The 16978-nt window shown below is 37.6% G+C and carries 14 protein-coding genes and 1 pseudogene; 12 read left to right on the forward strand and 3 right to left on the reverse strand.

The genetic code is table 11. The features are described from left to right. Nucleotides 1–157: 157 nt before the first annotated feature. A complete protein-coding gene (locus QNH48_RS15055) occupies nt 158–373 on the reverse strand; it encodes a hypothetical protein (protein ID WP_283955632.1) in 216 nt (71 codons plus the stop codon). Between the two features lie 12 nt (nt 374–385). After that, on the reverse strand, nt 386–919 hold the full coding sequence (locus QNH48_RS15060; RefSeq protein WP_283955633.1) for a site-specific integrase: 534 nt from the start codon (nt 917–919) through the stop codon (nt 386–388). Nucleotides 920–1075: 156 nt separating this feature from the next. Between QNH48_RS15060 and QNH48_RS15065 the strand changes: the two genes are divergently transcribed. From QNH48_RS15065 to QNH48_RS15085, 5 genes and pseudogenes are all read left to right on the forward strand, one after another. After that, nucleotides 1076–1696 (forward strand): hypothetical protein, encoded by a 621-nt coding sequence (locus QNH48_RS15065; RefSeq protein ID WP_283955634.1) that lies wholly within the window; start codon nt 1076–1078, stop codon nt 1694–1696. Next, on the forward strand, nt 1696–2781 hold the full coding sequence (gene terL, locus QNH48_RS15070; protein ID WP_283955635.1) for a phage terminase large subunit: 1086 nt from the start codon (nt 1696–1698) through the stop codon (nt 2779–2781). The genes QNH48_RS15065 and terL overlap by 1 nt, the downstream gene beginning before the upstream one ends. A gap of 120 nt (nt 2782–2901) precedes the next feature. Beyond that, a pseudogene (locus QNH48_RS15075) lies at nt 2902–4560 on the forward strand (DEAD/DEAH box helicase family protein); the annotation flags it as partial. Between the two features lie 292 nt (nt 4561–4852). Then, nucleotides 4853–7087 carry an McrB family protein gene (locus QNH48_RS15080; RefSeq protein ID WP_283950914.1) on the forward strand — a complete coding sequence of 745 codons (2235 nt, stop codon included), beginning with the start codon at nt 4853–4855 and terminating at the stop codon, nt 7085–7087. Beyond that, on the forward strand, nt 7062–8543 hold the full coding sequence (locus tag QNH48_RS15085) for a DUF2357 domain-containing protein (protein WP_283950915.1): 1482 nt from the start codon (nt 7062–7064) through the stop codon (nt 8541–8543). Before QNH48_RS15080 ends, QNH48_RS15085 begins: the two co-directional genes overlap by 26 nt. A 102-nt stretch (nt 8544–8645) precedes the next feature. Here QNH48_RS15085 and QNH48_RS15090 read toward each other — a convergent pair whose 3' ends face one another. Continuing rightward, nucleotides 8646–8825, reverse strand: coding sequence for a tyrosine-type recombinase/integrase (locus tag QNH48_RS15090; protein WP_283950916.1), 180 nt, complete (start codon nt 8823–8825; stop codon nt 8646–8648). 214 nt (nt 8826–9039) lie between these two features. Between QNH48_RS15090 and QNH48_RS15095 the strand changes: the two genes are divergently transcribed. From QNH48_RS15095 to QNH48_RS15125, 7 genes are all read left to right on the forward strand, one after another. Continuing rightward, nucleotides 9040–10548 (forward strand): sodium:solute symporter family protein, encoded by a 1509-nt coding sequence (locus QNH48_RS15095; RefSeq protein WP_283950917.1) that lies wholly within the window; start codon nt 9040–9042, stop codon nt 10546–10548. A gap of 27 nt (nt 10549–10575) precedes the next feature. After that, the gene (locus QNH48_RS15100; protein WP_283950918.1) at nt 10576–11820 is read left to right on the forward strand and encodes an AGE family epimerase/isomerase; all 1245 of its coding nucleotides are present in this window, start codon (nt 10576–10578) and stop codon (nt 11818–11820) included. Between the two features lie 26 nt (nt 11821–11846). Further along, nucleotides 11847–13118 (forward strand): neutral/alkaline non-lysosomal ceramidase N-terminal domain-containing protein, encoded by a 1272-nt coding sequence (locus QNH48_RS15105; protein WP_283950919.1) that lies wholly within the window; start codon nt 11847–11849, stop codon nt 13116–13118. Between the two features lie 61 nt (nt 13119–13179). After that, the gene (locus QNH48_RS15110) at nt 13180–13884 is read left to right on the forward strand and encodes a 6-phosphogluconolactonase (RefSeq protein ID WP_283950920.1); all 705 of its coding nucleotides are present in this window, start codon (nt 13180–13182) and stop codon (nt 13882–13884) included. Next, a complete protein-coding gene (locus QNH48_RS15115) occupies nt 13874–15049 on the forward strand; it encodes an N-acetylglucosamine-6-phosphate deacetylase (RefSeq protein WP_283950921.1) in 1176 nt (391 codons plus the stop codon). The genes QNH48_RS15110 and QNH48_RS15115 overlap by 11 nt, the downstream gene beginning before the upstream one ends. Before the next feature lie 6 nt (nt 15050–15055). Beyond that, entirely contained in the window at nt 15056–15808 is a 753-nt protein-coding gene (locus QNH48_RS15120; protein ID WP_283950922.1) for a sugar isomerase domain-containing protein, read from the forward strand. 53 nt (nt 15809–15861) lie between these two features. Beyond that, nucleotides 15862–16977 (forward strand): ROK family transcriptional regulator, encoded by a 1116-nt coding sequence (locus QNH48_RS15125; protein ID WP_283950923.1) that lies wholly within the window; start codon nt 15862–15864, stop codon nt 16975–16977. Nucleotide 16978: the final 1 nt, after the last annotated feature.

Genomic DNA, 16978 nt, shown 5'->3' on the forward strand with positions numbered 1-16978 from the left:
CAAAAAGGGGTTTTATTAGGAAGGTTACTTAGTTAAGAAAATCTTTGGTGGAGAAATCTCTATTTTTGTGCTGAAATTCAAAAGAAATACAAGCTTGTGACAGGTCGTAAACCTAAGAAATAAAGGGGAGGGTCTCATTGACCTTCCCATTATTATTTCAAAAGTATTCGTCGTATTTTAGTATTCCCTTCAGTCTTTTAATTTCAGCTTCTAAATGCAAAGTTATTCTCTGAACTTGGTAATATTCTAATGTTCTATTATGTGCCACTAAAAACCAAGCTTGTTCCAATTCAGCAAGTTGTTCTTCAATTTCTTTAGCGGTCAACCACAAAGTATCTGTCACTCTTATTTTCACTGGTTCTGGTCTTCTCACAATTTACACTCCTTACAAAGTGAAGTCCTTCAGAGCTTCGTCCATGTTATCTTGGTTTATTCCAATGTATCTCAAAGTGATTGACGGAGCTGAATGGTTGAAAATTTCTTGTAACATTGCAACGTCCATTGTTCTTTTATAGAACCAATATCCAAAAGTCTTTCTCAAAGTGTGTGTTCCAATTTCGTCAAGTCCAATTTCTTGAGCTGTCTTGTTTAATACTCTGTATGCTTGAACTCGTGTAATTGGTTTGTCTCCCTTACGACTTGGGAACAACCAAGACTCTGGGTCAAGATCTTCAGTGTAGTTGTAAACAACTTCTTTGAGGGAGTTATTGATTAAAAAGCGTTTTGTCTTTCCAGTCTTACTTTCTTCAATGCAAAGGTGAGACTTTCCTCGAATGTCTTTGACCTTGAGTTGAAGGAGGTCACTAATACGACAACCAACATTTATTCCGAGGGTAAACATGAAGGAGTCTCTTGGGGAGAGCTTCTCTTTCATTTCTTCAATCTTGTTTATGTCCCGAATAGGTTGAACAAATTCCATATTTACCAACCCCTTACTTAATTAATCTCTGTAAGTTAATGATAATACGTTATGTTACATTCGTCAATTACTAAATTACGAAATTAATAATTTTTTTGGCGACTCTGGGAACCCTTGTGGTTCCTATTTTTTATGAGCAAAGGAAGGAGGAAGAAAATGAAAGTTCAACACTTGGTTGACAAGTATGGTTTCTGTCCAGTGACCGAACCAGACAAAAGAAAAAGAATGATTGAACTAACAAAACGCAAAGTTCCAAAGGTCACAGACATTGAGGAAAAACGTGAATGGTTGCTGAAGCTGAAGCAATTGAAACGAATTGACCGATCAGAGAATGACACTCTGTTCTTCATGTATCAATATTTAGGAGCTGAAATGAACCCAGAGTTTGAAGAACCGCTTATTCCAAAAGGAGTGTCCATTGACATGGCTCCAGACTTTCACAGAGAACTCACGGACATTCTGAACGTGGTCTCAAACGAGGAAGTCAACAAGAGGATAGCATGGGCGGCTCCTCGTGGTCATGCAAAGTCAGCTTACTTGTCAAACTGTTTTCCGCTTCACCAAGTCGTTTTCCAGAAACGGAAATACATTCTGATCATATCAGAGACCGACTCAATGAGTAAGAAGTTCATTGAATACGTTGCTAACACATTGAAGTTCAACGCTTTACTCCGTGAGGACTTTGGGGAGCTATTGAGTCCAAAGAGTCAAATGAACGAAAGAGACAACCAAGAAAGTTTCTTGAGCAAAGCTGGAATACTCGTTGAAGCTTCCTAATGGGAAAGCAAATGAGGGGTAAGAGAAACGGAGCTTACCGTCCAGACTTGGTCATTTGTGACGACTTGGAGTCTAGCAAGAACACAAACACAGCTGAACTCCGAGACAAGAACCTTCACTGGTTCAACTCTGTTGTAATGCCAATAGGAGACCCAGACAGAACAGCTTTCGTGTACATGGGAACCGCTGTTCACCAGTCTGGTCTGTTGTTTGACGTTATGAGACGGAGTGACTTCCAGTCAAAGCTGTTCTCCGCTGTCATTAGTCCTCCAGAACGTCAAGACCTCTGGGACGTATTTGACCAATTACTCCGAGATCAAGAAGACCCAGACAGAAGGGAAACAGCTCTTTCTTTCTATGAAATGAACCGTGAGGAAATGGACAAGGGAGTTGAGGTTCTCTGGGAACAACGCTGGTCTTATGTTGGTCTCATGATTGAGAAAAGCAACATGACCTCAAAGTCTTTCGCTTCAGAATATTTAAATGTTCCTATTGACGAGGACAGTCAAATTTTCAATCAAACCAGAATGGTCTTCTGGGACTATGGAGAATTAGAGGACAAAAACCTTGAATTGTATGGAGCTTGGGACATGGCTTTTGGTAAGTCAAACCGTTCTGACTATAACGCTGTTGTCATTCTTGGACGTGAGAGACGTACTGGTGTGCTTTATGTACTTCACACTTGGGCAGAGAAATGTCCAGCTCACAAAGCAATGGAGAAAGCTCTGGAAATAATCAAAGAGTATCAACCAAGAGTCTTCGCTGTTGAAACTGTTCAAGGTCAGTTTGACTTATACAGACAACTCCGTGAAGCAATGCAAAGGGAAAGAGTATATTTCACAAAGCTCAAACCTATTACAACAAACCGTTCACACGGAAAGAAGGAAGAACGAATTGAGCAAATGGAACCGCTGTTTGAGAACGGAGTCATAAGACCTCACCAGACCCAAAGACTTCTCTTAGAACAACTCGAAATGTTTCCGTTTGGAGATCATGACGACTTACCAGACGCATTACAAATGGCTCTTGACCTTTGCTCCCTTCAAACTCGGAAAAGTTGGCATAAGAAACCGACTGGACTGTGATTTTGAGGAAAAGGTTGTATTTTAATCTGACAGTTTAACTTATAACTGCAATGGTTCAAATTACGACATTACGAAATAACACGGAGAGGAGGTTGAGTAATGTTCGGAATTGGCTCTTTTTATCCAAATGTCCTCTTTATTGCCCATCGGGAAGAGATTCTCTATCAAGCAAGAGATTCATTTAAAAAAGTCATGCCAGATAAACAATATGGCATTTATAACGGGAAAACGAAAGAAAGTAATGCGGATGCCATCTTTGCTTCTATCTATACGTTAAGTATGAAAACTCATCTAGAGCAGTTCCAGCCGGAAGAATTTGACCTCATTATCATTGATGAGTTTCATCATGCTGCTGCAGATTCCTATAAAAGGGCATTAGATTACTTTAAACCAAAGTTTTTATTGGGTATCACGGCTACTGCAGACCGGAATGACAACAAGGATGTTTATGCTATTTGTGATGGGAACGTGGCATTTAGACTTGATTTCTTGGATGCTATAGAACGGAAGTGGCTTGCCCCTTTTAAATACTTTGGAGTTTACGATGACACGGATTATAGCCAAATCACGTGGTTAGGTAATCGTTATGAAGAAGAGGAGTTATTGCAAGCTCAATTAAAAGAGGACTTGGCACTTAAAATCCTGCGTGCTTGGGAGGATAAAAAGCAAACGCGAACATTAGCCTTTTGCTCTTCGATTCGACAAGCCAATTTCTTATCTAACTACTTTAATCATCATGGCTATAAAACTGTAAGTCTGCATTCACAACAGGTTGATATAAGCAGAAGTAAGGCGATTTCCAAGCTCCATAACGGTGAAATCCATGCGATTTTTACGGTTAATCTGTTTAATGAGGGTGTAGATATCCCTGCGGTTGATACCTTACTGTTTGTTCGGCCAACGGAATCGTTAACCGTCTTTACCCAGCAAATTGGGAGGGGGCTTCGTTTACATCCTGGTAAAGAAGCATGTGTCATTGTAGACTTAATAGGAAACTACCTGAATGCGGATATTAAACTCAGCTTATTTGATACGAATCCTAGTGAGGGGAAGACACGGAATATCCAACCGACCTTACCACAATTTTGTGAATTAGATTTGGATATCTACGTCATTAACCTTTTCAAAGAAATGATGCGAAAGAGACAGCCAAGAAAAGAAAAATTATTGAGTGATTATCTGGATCTTAAGCGAGACTTAGGCAGGAGACCGACCTATCTGGAAATCCACTTAAAGGGTGCTTCAGAATCAACGCAGTACAAACAGGAATTTCAATCCTATTTTGGATTTTTGAAATTGGCGGAGGAATTATCTCATCAGGAAGCTCTGGTATATAACCACTATGAAAAATGGTTTGTAGAAGTAGAAAAAACAAGCATGACCAAAAGCTATAAGATGGTTGTGCTGCTCGCTATGCTTGCCCGAGGGAAATCCAATTGGTATGACTCAATATCTTCAAAAGAAACTACTCACTTTTTCCACCAATAATTAATGGAAAAAGAGTTTAGAAAAAGGATTGATTTTTCAGATAAAGGTGCTAGGGAACTATGGGACTATGAGGAAAAGAGTGTCAGTAAACTAATAGCTAAAATGCCTATGACTAAATGGAGTGGCAGCTCAAAAGGGTTGATTTCTTATCAAAATGATGAGTTTAGATTAAACTTCGATGTTGCTCCGGCAGATGAAGAAATCCTATATGACTGGACGAAGGAAATATGTGAATACCGTCTTCATTATCATTTTGAGCGGAAGGCACATACTCCCCCAGCCTATTCATAGCTAGAAAGCCCCGGACAACAAGATTAAAATGAAATAAATGCGGCGAATGTTTAAACTGCTGGCATTTGGAAAATGATGAAGGCAAAAAAATAAAATGCTATACGGTTAATATTGAAGATGAGGCAGAAACACTTAAGGAATTACGCAGAATTACTTCCAGTTTCATATGACCATAAACGAATAGAAGAAAATTAAATTTCTGCAGGAGTATTATAAAAACAAAATAGAATTATCTAGATACTAAATAATCCCATATCCGTTATAATAAAGGTATATTTGAATATGGAAGTTGGTGACCGTTTTGTTAGATCTTACCTATTATCAGTCTTTGTTTAATGAAGACAATACAGAAATTCGTTGTCGAAAGGTACTTGATGAGGTATCGCCAGTAATTAAGCCTTTATTCCAACGATTTGTTGACTCATTAGGGATAACTCTTGGAGAAGAGTATATAGTCAAAAGCTATGATTCCACACTTGCAACCACTTATAGCGATGCCCGGAATCCTACCTACGCGGAAAAGAAAAAGGATTCCAATATTGGCCGTAAATATTACATTAAGCTCAATCGTAAAGTGGATGAAAATGAACATAACTTTTTGGCGCTTGAGTTTGATGGTATTAGTAAAATGATAATTATCCATTCTGAGCTAAATTTCATACCTTTTTGGGCATGGGTTAGAAATGATAAAATACATAATGTGTTACATGCCATTCCGTCTCATTATTCCATTTTTACAGGATGGTCTGAAAAGACGATTATAGAAAAAGATGAATTTATTCCGTATATTAAGGCTTGTGTAAAGCCGCGGAAACGGCCATGGTTCCAAGTGGGAACCAGTCTTCCATTGGAAGGGCATATCGAGGAAGAAGTGCTGATTAAGGAACTCGTTGATGCTTGGGAGAAGCTGGGAGCTTTCCGTCATTTTTATAATGAAGAAATCGATGTTTCGAAGAAAGCATATGATGCTTTACTATCTCTAGCTTCGACTCGGAACATCAAAGAAATCAATTTGCTCGGCCGCATCTATTCCGTTGATATCTCAGCACTAGAAAATGAAAAAACCAATGGGAAACGCCAAGCCTTTTATATTCATGATGGAGATCAATTGGTCACCAAAGGGTTTCTCAGTTACCTTCAATTTCATGATAAGAATTCACCGTTTCAAACGATTATTGTACAGCTAGAGGGTCATAATCATATTTTTACGAGCGCGAGAGAAATAATCGGGGATGGCACAAAGGATTGGTGGATTACAAAAGTGTTTGCGACACACAATCTGGACAACCATGCTGTGATGAATACTGCCATGCGCTTATTAAGGGAGCATGATTTTCAAGTCAACGGCACTTCTTATTGTGTCGGCAGCTACAATAATGAAACACAGACGTATGTTGAAGGCGCCGAGGCAGTTAAGAAGAACTTTATCAAATCAGCTCTTCTTTTTGCCCATGCTAGTAAAAAACTCGAATTACCTTCAGCGGATTCAATATCTGAGACAGCTAAAGATAATGGAATAGAAACAGAAGAGGGCATGGAACCAAATTTTACCTTTCAAGAAATTATCAATATGATATCAACTAGTCAATTTACTTTTTCAAAAGAGATTGTCCGTGACCTACATTTGAACCTTACCGCACTAGATGATAAGCATTTTGTCCTGTTAAGCGGGATATCGGGTACAGGAAAAACGCAACTCTGCCGCCTTTACGCTAATGCTGTCTATGGTTTGGAATATGAGAGTGAAAATCCATATTTCACCATTATCCCTGTGCGTCCGGACTGGACAGATGCGAGTGCGCTTTTCGGATATTATAGTTCATTTGAAAAACGGTATGTAAAAACAGAATTTCTAGATGTCCTATTGAATGCATTAAAGGAACGGGAAAAACCTCATTTTATTTTGTTGGATGAAATGAACTTGGCTCGTGTCGAGTATTACTTAAGTGATTATTTAAGTGCGGTTGAATCACGAAAGGAAATTCCTCTGCACCAGGACGATTCGATTACGGATATTCCTAGGAAACTCTTAATTCCACCTAATTTCTATGTATTGGGAACGATTAATGTCGATGAAACGACACATTCTATTTCCGATAAAGTCCTTGATCGTGCATTTGTTATGACGTTGTCAGATGTGGATTTTGATACATATTGGGAAAGAGCTGACCAGGACTTGAAAGCAGCACTAACCCGAGAATTTCAGATACTTAGAGAATTACATCAAACTTTAGCCCAATTTGAACTGCATTTTGGTTACAGGTCTATGGGGGAAATGCTTCAAAAATTATATGCTAACTTTCAGCTTCCAGAAGAGCACCAGATGGAACCTATGGATGCTCTAGACCGTGTCATTTCTGAAAAGGTATTAACAAAAGTCAGGGGAGATGAACGGATATCAGATATGCTTACCAGAATGGAACAGTGGATGTCAGAGAATCTACTTCCTAATTCTGTCTCACTTCAACATGTGAAACGGATGAAAGAGGAGCTGGAGTATTATGGAGCTACACAATTCTGGAGATAGCATTCTTGAACTATGGGATATAAGGCAAGGGTGGATTCCCTTTCTTGATGCGTATCTAACAGAGGCAACAGAATATAAGCTTCGCTATAAAGGGGACCTGGTAGAGGTTAGGATTCAGAATATTCCCCTGCCATTTTACAAGCAAGAAAATGGTTATTATGCTGCTTTCATCACACCGTTTCAGTACGGTATCTTAAAGATAATTATTAACGGTAAACCCTATGAAACATACATCTATCCGGATGATCGAAAGCTGACAGAAGAGCAGTTTAATATGATGCTGGAAGAAATCCTCGAGGAGGCAAATAGCTGTTTCCAACTAAGCGGCTTAGAGACTAATGTGAACGCTTCTGGAAGAAACCGTGATATTTCTTGGACACAGTGGAGCTATATCGACCAGTCTTTCTTTCAATTAAAACAAGTTTTTTCTAAAATAGAAAAGCAGCCATTCCGTCGCTTAGAAAAGTTTTCAATGATGATGAAAAGAGAAAAAGTAAAGCATTCTGAACAAGTAACATTGCGTTGGCTGGATGTAAAGGGCCATGGGGAGGATATACCAAGTAATGTGGAAAATACTAAGACTCTTGAAAGTGTTAACCTTTACGAAAATCAAGTGTTAAAGCAGCAGCTGCAGGATTTGTATAGGCTCCTGCGGAAATTTGAAGGTGTCGAGAGTAAGGCTATAGCAGGTAAATCTGCAAAATACAGGGCTGTGGTAGAACGGTGGCTGATTAGTCCGTTTATCACGGAAATAACTGCTAACAAAGGTCCTTACACCATTACGCAAAAGTTTCGCAAGCATCCAGTTTACCGTATCTGGTACCAATGGTTTGACATGCTTTACAAACATAACCGAGAAGGGATTGGCTTTGATTATCCGATTTCACTAAAGGACACATTTCAATTGTATGAAATGTGGTGTTTTATGAGGATTGTGAAAGTTTTAAGGGAATCAGGGCTAGTACTTACTACGAGTAGCTTATTTCAAACGAAGAAGGATGGAATTTTTCTGGAGCTGGCTGAAAATAAAGAAAGTAAAATTCAATTAATAGGCGGGCTTTCCTTATTCTATCAACGTACATATCAATTTAATACAAAGAGCTTCCACACTTATACGCAAAGGATGATTCCTGACATCGTGATTGAAGGGGAAAATGGAATTATTATCTTTGACCCTAAGTACCGAGTACCAGACAATCTCGGTACAGCTCTTGGCGAAATGCACAAATATCGTGATGGAATTATCCATCGTGAAACTGGCAAAAGGGCGGTACAGGAGGTTTTTATCCTAACACCTACCAAAGATGAGCAGGCGGAAGGGCTAAGGTATTTCCGAGAGGATTATCAAGAGAGGTACAGGATGGGGGCCATTCAAGCTGCACCGGGGTTTGAGGATGATAATCTAAAGGAAAAGATACTGGCCAGTATCGAGAGTTTAAGTGCTTTACAAAAGTAAGGTACTTTTCTAAAGTCAGATTAACTTAAACTATAGGGGGCAATAGTGAAAAGGGCAGCGTAAAACCAGTTGCCTTTCTCACTACATTTTTAAAAATACTTTCTATAAAATCCCTCTTCTAATGCTTCCACTTAAATGAGCATAAATCCTAGTGGTCTCGCTTTTTTCCTGCCCTAGTGGACTTTGAATAACATCAATAGTAGCTCCGTTGTTTAAAAGGTGGGTAGCATGGCTGAGGCGTAGTTGATGTGGATGGACTTCTTTGTTGATTAAAGTAGCCATAAATAAATGTCATTAATAAAAAACTACTACCACAATGATTTTGAATTTAAAAAATTCAAAATATTTTTTATTTACAATGAAAGCGTTTTATGTTATTTTTTTAATATATTAGTCATATATTATGACTAAATAGCGGAGGTGAAGGAATAGCAATATTTTAATAGTTTCAAGGTCATAAATCAGAATAAAGCAAACGATTTGAGGGAGGGATACGATGAGTGGTCTAGATTGGGTTGTTATAGTGGCATTTTTCTTAGTAATGATTTTAATAGGATTTACGACTTTCAAAAAGGTAAAAGGTTCAAAGGATTATTTTGTAGGAGGTGGAAAGGTCCCTTGGTGGTTAGGTGGGATTTCACACCATATGGGCGGTTATAGTGGAGCTGTATTTGTAGCGTATGCAGCGCTTGCCTATACACATGGATTTAGTTTATATGTTTGGTGGGCACTTCCAATATTTGTATCAGTAATGGTAGGGGCTTACATAATGGCGCCTCGCTGGTCAAAATTGAGAACAAAATTAGATATAGAATCGCCTACTGAATATTTGGCTATGCGTTATAATCTGCCAACCCAACAATTAATTGCATGGAGCGGTGTGCTGCTAAAATTATTCGATGTTGGCGCAAAATGGGCCGCAATTGGTATTTTGTTAAATGTTTTTACAGGTGTGCCAATTATGTATGGAATTTTATTATCTGGTTTAGTTTCATTAATTTATATTACAGTCGGTGGTATTTGGGCAGATCTTTGGACAGACTTTGTTCAATTCATTGTTCAAGTTGTTGCTGCTTTTGCTATGTTCTTTATTGTTTTATCCAAAATGGGTGGCTTCAGTTCAATTTTTGGCATTTGGGATAAACTCCCGCCAGCACATAGCCAGCCATTCAATGAACCGTATTCATTGGGTTATGTATTAGTTTTCGTATTTATCGTGTTTTTAAGTTATAACGGTGGTACTTGGAACCTTGCAGCTCGATATATTTCTTCACCATCAGGAAAAGAAGCAAAGAAATCCGCACTGTTCTCTGGCTGGCTTTACTTGATTTTCCCGTTAATCATGTTCTTCCCAATGTGGGCAGCGCCGTTAATCTTGCCAAATCTTGAAGATCCAACTAAATCATATGCATTACTGACACAAGAATTGTTGCCATCAGGTTTAGTCGGTCTAGTAATTGCATCATTATTTGCTGCTACAATGTCAATGACTTCCTCAGACGCAAATACTATTGCTTCCGTAATCACCAGAGATATTCTTCCAACTATGTCTAACAAATTTAAAGGGCTAGATCAAAAAAAATCTTTAACAATTGCACGAATTACGACATTTATCTTTACATTCTTAACTCTTATTATTGCGATTTACTCTGATAACTTTGGAGGAGTATTAGGTTTATTAATATCATGGTTTGCCGCTTTAGTTGGCCCTGTTTCTATTCCAATGTTGCTAGGACTACTTCCGGTCTTTAAACGGAGTGGTTCTACCGCCGCAATTTCATCCATAATTGTGGGCTTCATCATGTTTGCTCTAACAAAGTATGGGGTTGAATGGCCATTATATGTTGAATTAGGTGCTCCAGTATTCTCTTCAGCACTTGTGTTTATCGGATTAGGATTCTTAAATAATAAAACTGTATCTCCTGAAATTGAAGATATGTTGTCTGCTATTAGTAAAAGTGACGAAGAGCTTGCTAATGATAAGAACAATAAACTAGCTTTATAACCTGCTTTTAGAAAAAAGGTGATTTTTATGAATTCAAATAAGTTTGCTCAGTTCTATAGTCAGGAAATTGTCCGAGATTTTTGGCCCTTTTGGGAAAAAGCGTTTGATGATCAAAACGGCGGTGTCTTTACCTGCTTTACAAATGATGGAAAACAGCTAATTAGCTCGGATAAATACACTTGGTCACAAGGGCGTTTTCTCTGGCTTTGTTCAGAATTGTATCAGTTAGCAAAAGAAGGTATTGTTTCTTTAGATTTAGATGAATTAAAAGTTATGGCTGATAAAACGTATACCTTTCTAAAAAGACACACGCTTATGGAGTCAAATCATGTGCTTTATGCCGTCACAAATGATGGGAAACAAATAAATGGACAAACCGACATAAGTGTATATGCAGATTGTTTTTTCGTTCTAGGGATTAATAAATATGCCGAAGTATTTAAGAATGAAGAAGCCTTTCAGCTAGCTTTATTGGTTTATCAAACGATCATCAAACGAGTTGGCACGGGTTCTATTAAAACAGAGCCTTATCCAATTCCAAAAGATTTTCTGTCACATTCTTTAAATATGATTCTATTAAATGTTGTTCAAGAAATTGAGGTAACTGCTAGAGTGTTTTCATACCCAATCCAGGACTTAGACATTAAGTGCTCTAAGGATATAAGTCAATATATCATTAACGAATTCATTGAAGAGGATGGCAGATGTATTGAATTAAAAAGAAAAAGTGGAAAAAGTGAAGACTTACTATTAGAAAGGCATCTAAATCCTGGCCATATTTTAGAGGCTACTTGGTTTCACCTTCACAGTTTAAATAATTGGGAAGAAAATCAGCAACAGGATGTACTTAGCATACTCTCAAAAGTCGCATTGAACGCACTAAATCGAGGATGGGATGAAGAATATGGCGGTCTGCTGCGGTTTGTTGATAAAGATGGTGGAAAGCCTGTTGGTCAAGTAAATGATCATGACCCATATTGTACCCTTATTTGTGAAACATGGGATACAAAATTGTGGTGGCCACATTCTGAGGCGTTGTATACGTTGCTACTGCTTTATAAATATACAAAGGAACAGGTTTTCATGGAGTGGTACCAAAAGCTGTATGCTTATATTTTCCGGACCTTTCCGAATCCAAATAAAGAAGTTGGAGAATGGATACAGATTAGAAATCGCAAAGGTGAACCTTTAAATAAAGTAGTCGCGCTTCCAGTTAAAGATCCATTTCATATTTTAAGGAACTTTATATTAATCATTAAGCTATATAAATGAATATCTATTAAAAAGGAGAATGTGTCATGTCTTTACTACTTGGAACCTATGAACTAGAAATTTCCCCAAGGCTGCCAATCCAACTGGCGGGGTTCGCTCATAGAGAGGGTAATGCGGTGGAAGTCCATTCTCCTCTTTTTTTAAAGACTTTTTATTTTGAACGAAAAGGAAAAGAAATCTTACTTTTTATTGGCGATGTAATCTGGTGGGATACCGATCTTGTTCGTAAATGGAGAAGCAGCATATATCATGAATATCACATTCAACCAGACTCCATTTGTTTTCATGCAACACATAATCATAGCGGTCCACAAACTAGCTATTCTTTTACAAGTCTTTTAGGGGTTGCTGATAGCAGCTTCCTAGACTCTTTAGAAGAAAAGATAATAGAAAGTGTAAGACTTGCTAAGAGTAATAAGGAATATGTTACTCCAACTTTGAGACAATCAACGTGTGATATAAGCGTACATCGACGTTATTTTGAAGGCAATAAAGTTGTTATGCAGCCAAATTTGAATGCATTTGTTGATCAAAATCTATCAATCGTTACATTTGAAAATGAAATGAAAGATTTAAAAGGAATGTTCATTCATTACGCTTGCCATCCTACCTCAACGGACGCGAATGTCATATCTGCAGAGTTTCCAGGCTTCTGTTGCTCACAACTTCAAAAAAAATACAAAGAAGCAGTAATTGGCTATCTTCAAGGCTGCTGTGGGGATGTGCGACCAGCTTTGATTAAGGACAATCACTTTTTTCGGGGAAGCCTGTCCGATATGGAAAGAATAGGAAACCAACTTGCTGAGTCGGTTATTCAAGCATTGGAGCATCAATCGGGTAAAAAGCTTGAGATGAATGGCATTGAAGCAAAAGTGATTCAAATCCCACTTTCATTCCAGAAACCTTATTCTTTTAATAAAGATATGGAAGCCTTCCCGAAAGTGCTAGAGATTTGGAAGGAACATGTGGCGAAGCATTGGAAAAAGAATAGAGAGTTAGATTTAGAGATGCAATTTTTACAGTTTGGAAATGAGTTATCTTTTGTATGTTTTAGTGGAGAAATGGTGCAAAAATATGGCGTATTTGTAAAAGAAAATATTCCAAATTCACTAGCTCTTGGATATTGTAATGGAATGGTTGGATATGTGCCGACAAGAACTCAAATAAGAGAAGGCGGATATGAGTCAGAAGACTTTATCTACTATTTTGGATTGCCTGCGCCATTTCAAGAGGGAATAGAAGAGATTATTCTCCATTCGATAAAAAATAATTTAGTAGGTGATAAAATTGACGGTTAAACCGAAATTGCAAGGGTATAAAGAAAAACTTACATATTATGTTTTCGAAAACCGTAATAAAATGGGAAAGTTTGCAGCAAATGATGTGGCTGAACAAATTGTAAGGCTACAACAGAATCAAGATGAAATTAGGATGGTATTTGCTGCAGCTCCCTCTCAGAATGAGTTTTTACAACATTTGGTAACAGATGAAAGAATTAAGTGGAATCGTATTATTGCTTTCCATATGGACGAATATATTGGCCTTCAACAAGAGGCTCCCCAGCTTTTTCAAAATTTTTTGAAAGAAAGATTGTTTGATAAAGTTCCATTTAAAGAGGTTCACCTTATTAATAGCTCTAATGAGAAAGAAGAGGAACGTTACACAACGTTACTTCAGGAAAAGGAAATCGACATTGTCTGCCTCGGAATTGGTGAAAATGGCCATATTGCTTTCAATGATCCACTAGTAGCTGATTTTGCAGATGAAAAAATAACCAAAAAAGTGAAGTTGGATGCGGCATGTAGACAACAGCAAGTTAATGACGGATGCTTTTCAGGTCTGGAAGAAGTTCCGTTATATGCGCTTACTTTAACCATTCCTGCCTTGATGTCCGCCAAATCAATGTATTGTGTTGTGCCTGGAAAAACGAAATCAACTGCAGTTGACCAAACGCTGAATGGTCCCATTAGCACAGCTTGCCCTTCGACTTTCCTGAGAAAGCATTCACATGCATTTTTATATTTAGATGAAGATTCATTTGGAGATGAAAAGGATGAGAAATAGTAGTTTTACAGTAGAAGGCATACATTATAAAGACAAAACAGGAGTTCGAATTTCGATAAATGAAGGAGTAATTCAGTCTATCGAGTCATCCATAGTTGATGATCCAACTATCTTTATTGCCCCTAGTTTTATAGATCTTCAAGTAAACGGTTATATGGGAATCGATTTTAATAACATTTCTCTTAGTGAACAAGAAATTGAAAAAGCAGTTAATTTTTTACTAGCTGAAGGTGTTACGTCTTTTTACCCTACCATTATTACAAACTCTTATGAGAATATAACGAAGCTAGTTCATACTATTTCACACGCAATTGAAAAGAATGAGTTAGTGCGAGATGTGATTCCAGGCATCCATTTAGAGGGTCCATTTTTATCTCTGGAGGATGGTCCAAGGGGTGCGCATAACAAAATGGATATTCAGCCTCCTGACTGGGGGTTTTTTCATAAATTAAATGAATCCGTAAATGGGTTAATAAAAATGGTTACATTATCTCCGGAATGGGACAATGCAGAAGATTTTATAAGAAAAGCAGTTGAACATAATGTTCTGGTTTCTATTGGTCATACGTCCGCATCATCAGAACAAATTTACCAGGCAGTAAAAGCAGGTGCAAGGTTGTCGACACACTTAGGGAACGGTACCCATGTGATGCTCCCAAGGCATCCAAACTATTTGTGGGATCAATTGGCCGAAGATTCATTGGCTGCCACTGTGATTGCAGACGGTTTTCATTTACCATCTTCAGTTCTGAAGGTAATTGAAAAGGTGAAAAAAGACAATATGTTGATCATTAGTGACAGTGTGGCTTTAGCTGGTCTGCCTCCCGGTAATTATGAAACAGCGGTTGGGGGAAAGGTAACCTTAACGAAAGAGGGTAAGCTTTATTTAAATGGCAATCCACGATTACTCGCGGGATCAGCGCAAAGCATTTTATGGGGAGTAAATTCTTTAGTTTCTATGGGTGTTACCAGTTTGTCAAAAGCTATTGACAAAGCCTCAATACTACCTGCAAGGCTAATGAATTTGCCGCAAAAAAATGCTTTTCAAATAGGGTCCCCTGCAGATTTCATTTTTTACAACATGATAGATGAGCGGTTGGAACTAGTGGGAACGATGAAGTCTGGAAAGCCACTTAATACTAAAAAACAAGAGAATGGAGTCTAACTATCTATGAAATATGCTCTTAACTACTATGAAAATGTAAAATCATATTTAGAACAAATTATTTTGACTGAAAGCGATAGTATCAATAAGGCGGCAAAGATTGTCGCAAATCAAATAAAAGAGGACAAAGTTGTTTATGTTTATGGACCAGGCGGGCACTCAAATCTTGCTTCTCAAGAATTGTTCTTTCGGGCAGGCGGGTTAATGCATATAAGTGCAATCTTAGATGAAGGAACACTGTTGAGCGGTGGTGCCCTTCGATCAATGGCTATTGAGCGCATACCTGGATATGGGAAAATTGTCATTGGAGATTACGGCTTAAAATCAGGTGATTTGCTTATCATTGTTAACGCGTATGGTATTAATTCAGCCACAATTGATGCTGCAATGGAGGCAAAGCGATTAGGCGTAAAAACGATAGGAGTATCATCTTTTAAGCATGCGGCTTCAACACCAAAAGAACATCCTGCAAGACATCCTTCAAAGGAAAATTTACATGATCTAGTCGATTTAGCCATTGACTCAAAAGTTGATGTAGGGGATGCTGTAATCAAAATAGATTCTTTAGAACAAAAGGTTGGTGCCATTTCTACATTTGTGAATTCCTATATATTAAATTCTATATCAATGGAAGCAATCGCATTATTAGTTGAGCAAGGCATTCATCCTCCTATTTGGCAAAGCGGAAATTCCACTGGTGGAGATGAATGGAATCAACAGTTTATTTCACGATTTAAAGACAAAATTAAAAAATTATAGTTATTTATTGATATAATAATGGAAACGGTAGAAGGTAGAAATGAGGGTACGATATGATTAAAGGTCCGGGTATCTTACGAGAACAAAATCAAAAGAAGATACTTTCCCTATTGCGCAAATATAAACAAACCTCTAGAAAAGATTTGGCTAGTATGATGGGAGTAAGTAAAAATACCGTTTCCATTATCGTTGATCAATATATAAGTGCCGGAGTGATTAGAGAAGTCGGAGTGAATGACATACAAAAAGTGGGGCGACCAAAAATATTACTTGAATTAAATGAGGATGCCTACAATGCAATTGGCCTTGTCATTCATCATAATGGAATTGAATATGTAGTTACAAACTATTCTTTAAATGTAATAAGAGAAGGTTTTGAAACAATTGATTGTATGGACGCTACTTATGTTTGCAACCAAATCATTCGAATTGTATCAGCCTTGTTAGATGAGTATTCCAATGTTTTAGGCGTGGGAATAGGAGTACCGGGAATTGTGAATTCGAGAGAAGGAATTGTCTACGAGTCAACGAATCTCCAGTGGAAAAACGTTAATATTTCTGAGTTATTAAAGTATTCAATCTCTTTACCAATCATTATTCAAAACAGTGTAAAAATAGCTTCGTTATGTTCCAATGTATTAGAGGAAGATTTTTCTAATAGCAGCTTCTTTTATATACGAATTGGAGATGGGATTGGTGGAGCGTTCATTAATGACGGGGATATCTGGAATGGAGAGAGCTTTACATCAGGGGAAATAGGTCATATTTCAGTTGATCCAAGTGGGGCTCTATGTGGATGTGGCCAAAAAGGTTGTCTTGAAAAATTGATAAGCGAAAAGGCGTTTAGAGAGTGGCTTTCAAACCTAGAAAAAGGAATTATCAAATTATCTGAGGTTGAAAAAAATAGAAAAATAGAAGAAACGCTTGATAAATATGGAAGCTATTTAGCAGTTTCTTTAATTAGTATTTTTAATATAATAAACCCTGGAAAGATTGTAATAGACAGTCCGTACAATCAATACGAAGTATTTCAAACTTCTTTAAAAAATTACCTTGGAAGAAATGCGTTAAAGATACCATACTCTAATACCCAGATTATCTTTAATGAGGAACCTTATTCGTTATTACTAGGCGCTGCTACTGCTGTTATACTTAATTTTGAAAAGTAGA

The organism is Neobacillus sp. YX16 (assembly GCF_030123505.1).
Taxonomy (GTDB): domain Bacteria; phylum Bacillota; class Bacilli; order Bacillales; family Cytobacillaceae; genus Neobacillus.

Coding starts and splice junctions, on each gene's coding strand:
- QNH48_RS15060 (WP_283955633.1), bottom strand. CDS start 919: ATGGAATTTGTTCAACCTATTCGGGACATAAACAAGATTGAAGAAATG.
- QNH48_RS15110 (WP_283950920.1), top strand. CDS start 13,180: ATGGGAAAGTTTGCAGCAAATGATGTGGCTGAACAAATTGTAAGGCTA.
- QNH48_RS15090 (WP_283950916.1), bottom strand. CDS start 8,825: ATGGCTACTTTAATCAACAAAGAAGTCCATCCACATCAACTACGCCTC.
- QNH48_RS15115 (WP_283950921.1), top strand. CDS start 13,874: ATGAGAAATAGTAGTTTTACAGTAGAAGGCATACATTATAAAGACAAA.
- QNH48_RS15125 (WP_283950923.1), top strand. CDS start 15,862: ATGATTAAAGGTCCGGGTATCTTACGAGAACAAAATCAAAAGAAGATA.
- QNH48_RS15065 (WP_283955634.1), top strand. CDS start 1,076: ATGAAAGTTCAACACTTGGTTGACAAGTATGGTTTCTGTCCAGTGACC.
- terL (WP_283955635.1), top strand. CDS start 1,696: ATGGGAAAGCAAATGAGGGGTAAGAGAAACGGAGCTTACCGTCCAGAC.
- QNH48_RS15085 (WP_283950915.1), top strand. CDS start 7,062: ATGGAGCTACACAATTCTGGAGATAGCATTCTTGAACTATGGGATATA.
- QNH48_RS15105 (WP_283950919.1), top strand. CDS start 11,847: ATGTCTTTACTACTTGGAACCTATGAACTAGAAATTTCCCCAAGGCTG.
- QNH48_RS15100 (WP_283950918.1), top strand. CDS start 10,576: ATGAATTCAAATAAGTTTGCTCAGTTCTATAGTCAGGAAATTGTCCGA.
- QNH48_RS15095 (WP_283950917.1), top strand. CDS start 9,040: ATGAGTGGTCTAGATTGGGTTGTTATAGTGGCATTTTTCTTAGTAATG.
- QNH48_RS15120 (WP_283950922.1), top strand. CDS start 15,056: ATGAAATATGCTCTTAACTACTATGAAAATGTAAAATCATATTTAGAA.